The sequence below is a fragment of the Synechococcus sp. R6-10 genome, assembly GCF_047461815.1.
In the GTDB taxonomy this organism is placed as follows: Bacteria; Cyanobacteriota; Cyanobacteriia; order Thermostichales; family Thermostichaceae; genus Thermostichus.
Genome location: NZ_JANSHW010000473.1, coordinates 1 through 576, shown reverse-complemented (window position 1 = coordinate 576; position 576 = coordinate 1). Strand labels below are relative to the sequence as shown.

The 576-nt window shown below is 64.9% G+C and carries 1 protein-coding gene; it reads right to left on the bottom strand.

Annotated elements, in window-relative coordinates; all coding sequences use genetic code 11:
• The coding region (locus tag NW837_RS12385; RefSeq protein WP_414331928.1) for a site-specific integrase at nt 1–470 on the bottom strand (470 nt) is incomplete at its 3' end.
• Nucleotides 471–576: the final 106 nt, after the last annotated feature.

Below are 576 nucleotides of genomic sequence, written 5' to 3'. Positions count from 1 at the left end.
TGCTCCAGCGTCAAGCCGAGCAGTTCCGAGACGCGCATGCCTGTGGTATACATCATCTCCAGCATCGCGCGATCGCGCAGTCCATACGGCGTGTCCAGCGGAGGCTGGAGCAGCAGGCGGCGCAGTTCGTGCGGGGTAAGCGTGCTGGGCAGGGCGCGATGCACGCGCGGGGTCGCCAGCGCGTCAGGCGGCTCGTGTTCCAGCACCCCGCGCCGATAGAGGTGCTTGAGAAACGCCCGCGCCGCGCTGAGCTTGCGTGCGATACTCGACTCACTCATCGAACGGCGGCGCAGGTAGTGCATAAAACCCTCCCAGAGCGTCGTGTCCCACTCGGCGGGGTCGGTGCGCCCTGACCAACGCAGATAGTCGCAGAACTGGCGCAGGTCGACGGCGTAGGCGTTCACCGTGTGCGCCGACGCCTGCCGCTCCCGCGCCAGATAGTCCAGAAACCCGTCGATGTAGGCGTCCATTAGCCTGCTTCGCCTTCCACCTCGCCGACCTTGAGTTGCAGTTCGCTGCGCTTTTCGATACGCTCGATCTTGCCGTCGCGAATCCACACGATACGGTCGGAGATGT